The following is a 4,397-nucleotide window of genomic DNA, read 5'->3' as shown; positions in this document are numbered from 1 at the left end:
CGCCGCGACACCGCGATGCGGTTTTCGGTGCCTTCGAGCTGGGCTTGCAGCGCCAGGAAATTCTGATTGGCCTTGAGGTCGGGATAGGCCTCCGAGACCGCGATCAGCCGCGACAGCGCGCTGGTCAGCCCCGCCTGGGCATCCTGAAACTTCTTGAGGGCTTCGGGATCCTTCAGCGTTTCCGGTGTTACCGTGATCTGCGTTGCCTTGGCGCGCGCCTCGACCACCGCGTCGAGCGTATCCTTTTCGTGCGAGGCATAACCCTTCACCGTCTCGACCAGGTTGGGGATGAGGTCGGCGCGGCGCTGATACTGGTTCAGCACCTCGCTCCACGCCGCCCTGGCGTTTTCTTCCGCTGTGGGGATGGTGTTGTAGCCGCAGCCGGCAAGCAGCGGCAGCACGATCGCCATCATCAGGAAGGCGGGCAGCGTGCGGAAAATGGACGGCGAGGCAAGGCGCTGGGCAAACATGATGGGGTCCCTCGGTAGAAGTTGCACGCGAAGCATTACCACAATCAGCGCGCAAGAAAACCGCCCGGGCCGGCAGCCCCTCGCCTGCCATGCCCGATGCCGCTGCAAGGGTCTGTGATTGGCCGTACGAACGCGATAAGGTCCACAAAACGGGACATCATCATGGCGGAGCGCCAGGACAGCGAGAAGGAATCGCGCCGTATCCTCGAGCGCATCGCGCACGAGACGAATCCGGCGGGCGACTCGTTTGCGGGGCGGGCCGCGAAAGGCATGCGCGATCACGTCACCGCGGCCGATGCCGATCGCGCCGATCCGATCGAAGTTTGGGGCACCCGCTTTGGCCGCACGCTGGGCCTGCTGCTGGCGCTGGGCCTGATGGTCTGGCTCGTGCTTTACGTCATCCGGGGCAGTTAGGAATCAAACGACAATGAGCGCCGAACAAACCGACGCGCCGCGTGCGGTCATCGTCATTTCCAGCCATGTCGCGCGCGGCTCGGTCGGCAACCGTGCCGCCGTGTTTGCGCTGGAGACCCTGGGGTTCCCGGTCTGGGCGGTGCCGACCGTCATCCTGCCCTGGCATCCCGGCCATGGACGGGCAACACGGATCGTACCGCCGCTCGACCAGTTCAAGGCGCTGATGGCCGATCTCGAGCGGGCGCCATGGCTGGGTGAAGTCGGCGCCGTGTTGTCCGGCTATCTCGGCGAGGCCGGCCAGGCCGAGGCCGTCGCCTCGCTGGTCGCCGCGGTGAAGGCAAGGACACCCGGCGCCGTCTATATCTGCGATCCGGTGATGGGTGATTCGGGCGGCCTCTACGTGCCCGAGCCGACAGCCATCGCCATGCGCGACCGGCTGATGCCGATCGCCGACATAGCCACCCCCAACCGCTACGAACTGGAATGGATGGCCGGCGCCGCGTTGCCCGACCTGAAATCGGCGATCGCGGCAGCGCTCCACGCCGGACCATCGACCATGCTGGTCACCTCTGCGCCGTCGATGATGACGGGCGGCACCGGCAATCTGCTGCTCGATAGCAGCCAGGCGCTGCTCGCCGAACATCGCCTGATCGACAAGCCGCCGAATGGCCTGGGCGATCTGACGGCGGCCGTCTATCTGGCACGTATCCTGTCCGGCCAGCCGCCGGTCAAGGCGCTGCAATCGACGACGGCGGCGGTCTACGAGATCCTGGCGCGCACCGCCAAGCGCGGCGGCGACGAACTGCAGCTCGAAACCGATGCGCAGAGCCTGTCGCATCCGATGGCGATGGTCCAGCTTCGCCACCTCACGCATCCGGGGCGGGGCCGCCGGGCGTGACGTCGACTGAGGCCGTGCTTGTCGGCGTCGACGGCTGCAAGGCCGGCTGGATCGCCGTCCGGTGCGCTTTTGGCATGGCACCGTCGGTCGGTGTCTTTGCAACCTTCACTGCCCTGCTCGCATCCCTTCCCGAAGACGCTGTCATCGCTGTCGACATGCCGATCGGCCTACCCGACTTTTCGGGCAAGGGCGGTCGCGGCCCCGAAGCGCTGGTGCGGCCGCTGCTCGGGGCGCGCCAATCCAGCGTCTTCTCGATCCCCTCCCGTGCCACGCTCTATGCGGAGACCAATGATTTCACCACCATCGAAGCCTGGTATGCCGCGCACATCAGGGCAAGCGAGGTGGCCCTGACCACATCCGACCCGCCGCGCGGAGTCTCGATCCAGGCGTTCGGCATTTTTGCCAAGATCCGCGAGATCGACGCCCTGCTGATCGCGCGACCCGATCTGCGCGGCCGCGTGTTCGAATCGCATCCGGAAGTCGCTTTCTGCCGCCTGAACGGCGATCAGGCCATGCAACTGCCGAAGAAGATCAAGGGCGGCATCAATCCGGCCGGCATGGCGGAACGCAAGGCTCTGCTTTGCCGGCATGGCTATGACACGGCCTTTCTCGACCAGCCGCCACCGCGGGGCGCCGCCGCCGACGATTTCCTCGAGGCGGCCGCGATGACGCTGATCGCCGGTCGCATCGCCAGCGGTGAGGCGCGGCCGCTGCCCGACCCGCCGGGCCGCGACAGCTTTGGCATTCCTGTCGCCATCTGGGCGTAACGCTGTTGGCCAAGGTTGCGCTCGATGCATGGCATTTCTAGCCAGCCCTCATAATTCTGCATTGCTCGCGACCGGCTTTTGCCGCTAGAGCCTCTCTAGACCGCAACGAGCTGCCGCATCCAACCCGGAAAGGCTCCAGACGCCGCCCATGTCCCATCTCCCTGAACATCTTCTCGCCGGCTACCGCAATTTCATGAATGGCCGCTATCTCACAGAGAGCGGGCGCTATCGCGATCTCGCTCGCGAAGGCCAGGCGCCGGAGACGATGATCGTCGCGTGCTGCGATTCGCGTTCGGCGCCCGAGGCGATCTTCGACGCCGGGCCCGGCGAACTCTTCGTGCTGCGCAATGTCGGCAATCTGGTGCCGCCCTATGCTCCCGATGGCGAGTTCCATTCGACCTCGGCGGCGCTTGAATTCGCCGTGCAGAGCCTCAAGGTCAAGAACATCGTCGTCATGGGCCATGGCCGCTGTGGCGGCATCCGTGCAGCGCTCGACACCAATTCCGCGCCGCTTTCGCCGGGCGACTTCATCGGCAAGTGGATGAGCCTGATCGCGCCGGCGGCCGAAACCGTCTCCTCCAGCACCTTCATGACCGCGTCGGAGCGCCAGACCGCGCTGGAGCGCATCTCGATCCGCTATTCCATCGCCAACCTCAGAACCTTTCCCTGCGTCTCGATTCTCGAGGGCAAGGGGCGACTGTCGCTGCATGGGGCCTGGTTCGATATCTCGACCGGCGAACTCTGGACGATGAACAAGGAAACCGGCGATTTCGAACGGCCGGAGCTGGGATGAACACAGCGGCGCGCAAGGTGGTAAACATCAGGTCGGCCGCTTTGACGGCGGCCGCGCTGCTGATAGCGATTATTGCCGCCCGCGCCGATGATCGTGCCCTCATCAGCCGCTGGTATTCGGCGCTGCTGGTCGCCGACCGCACCGAACTGTCCGACCTGCTCGCCGATGATGTCCGCATCAAGCTGGACGACCTCGGCATCGTGCAAAGCAAGCAGGAATTCATCGCCTCGATGGACGAATGGAAAGGTGCGGTTGCGGGCGCAGCGATCCGGCATCGGATCGAAAAGAGCGAAGGCGGGGTCACCACCGTGGTCGCCTGCTACGACTTTCCCAACAATGACAAGCTCATGCATGAGACTTTCGCGGTGACCGACGACCGCATCACCGCCAGTTCGCAAGCGGCAATCGCCGAGACGTGCGACGGCTTCTGACGCCATCCTGAGGGCCGAGCCGTTGCGCCTTGCGAGGCCTCGCCCTACATCGGGGACGACCAAACCTCTCCCCGTCAACGATCGAAAGACTGTCCATGCCTTCCACGAAAGCCGTCGACCTCGCCGCCCATCCGCTGACCGCGTGGCAAGGGCCGCTCGGCCTGCCCGATTTCACGCGCATTGGCGATGGCGACTTTTCCCCGGTCTTCGACGCGGCGCTGAAGGCGCACGAGGCCGAGATCGAGGCGATCGCCGGCAACAAGGATGCGCCGACCATCGAGAACACGCTTGCCGCGCTGGAACTCGGCGGCGAAGCGCTCGATCGCGTCTCGTCGATCTTCTGGTGCCGCGCCGGCGCCTACACCAACGAGACGATCCAAGCGCTGGAGCGCGACATCTCGCCGAAAATGTCCAGGCATTTCTCGGCGATTTCGATGAATGAGCGGCTGTTTGCCCGCATCGACGATCTCTACCAGCGCCGCGAGAGCCTGAAGCTCGACGCAGAGACCCTGCGGGTCCTGGAAAAGACCTGGAAGGGTTTTGTCCGCTCCGGCGCCAAACTCGATGCCGACGGCAAGAAGCGGCTGGCCAAGATCAGCGAGGAATTGTCCTCGCTCGGTACCA

Annotated in this window: 6 protein-coding genes and 1 pseudogene; 6 read left to right on the top strand and 1 reads right to left on the bottom strand. The window is 65.1% G+C overall.

What is annotated here, in order from left to right:
* Positions 1–470, bottom strand: a 470-nt coding sequence (locus EN964_RS26215; protein WP_164775996.1) for a LemA family protein, incomplete at its 3' end; no start/stop codon positions are given.
* A gap of 162 nt (positions 471–632) precedes the next feature.
* Between EN964_RS26215 and EN964_RS26210 the strand changes: the two genes are divergently transcribed.
* From EN964_RS26210 to EN964_RS26185, 6 genes and pseudogenes are all read left to right on the top strand, one after another.
* Entirely contained in the window at positions 633–884 is a 252-nt protein-coding gene (locus EN964_RS26210) for a hypothetical protein (RefSeq protein ID WP_127269645.1), read from the top strand.
* Between the two features lie 13 nt (positions 885–897).
* A complete protein-coding gene (pdxY, locus tag EN964_RS26205) occupies positions 898–1,782 on the top strand; it encodes a pyridoxal kinase PdxY (RefSeq protein ID WP_127269643.1) in 885 nt (294 codons plus the stop codon).
* The gene (locus EN964_RS26200; RefSeq protein WP_127276911.1) at positions 1,779–2,549 is read left to right on the top strand and encodes a DUF429 domain-containing protein; all 771 of its coding nucleotides are present in this window, start codon (positions 1,779–1,781) and stop codon (positions 2,547–2,549) included. The genes pdxY and EN964_RS26200 overlap by 4 nt, the downstream gene beginning before the upstream one ends.
* 148 nt (positions 2,550–2,697) lie before the next feature.
* Positions 2,698–3,342, top strand: a complete 645-nt coding sequence (locus EN964_RS26195) for a carbonic anhydrase (protein WP_023811712.1) — start codon at positions 2,698–2,700, stop codon at positions 3,340–3,342.
* A complete protein-coding gene (locus tag EN964_RS26190) occupies positions 3,339–3,773 on the top strand; it encodes a nuclear transport factor 2 family protein (RefSeq protein WP_127269640.1) in 435 nt (144 codons plus the stop codon). Before EN964_RS26195 ends, EN964_RS26190 begins: the two co-directional genes overlap by 4 nt.
* 95 nt (positions 3,774–3,868) lie before the next feature.
* Positions 3,869–4,397, top strand: a pseudogene (locus EN964_RS26185) (peptidase M3); the annotation flags it as partial.

It is taken from the genome of Mesorhizobium sp. M7A.F.Ca.CA.001.10.2.1 (genome assembly GCF_003998575.1).
In the GTDB taxonomy this organism is placed as follows: domain Bacteria; phylum Pseudomonadota; class Alphaproteobacteria; order Rhizobiales; family Rhizobiaceae; genus Mesorhizobium.
This window is presented reverse-complemented; position numbering and strand designations above follow the sequence as displayed.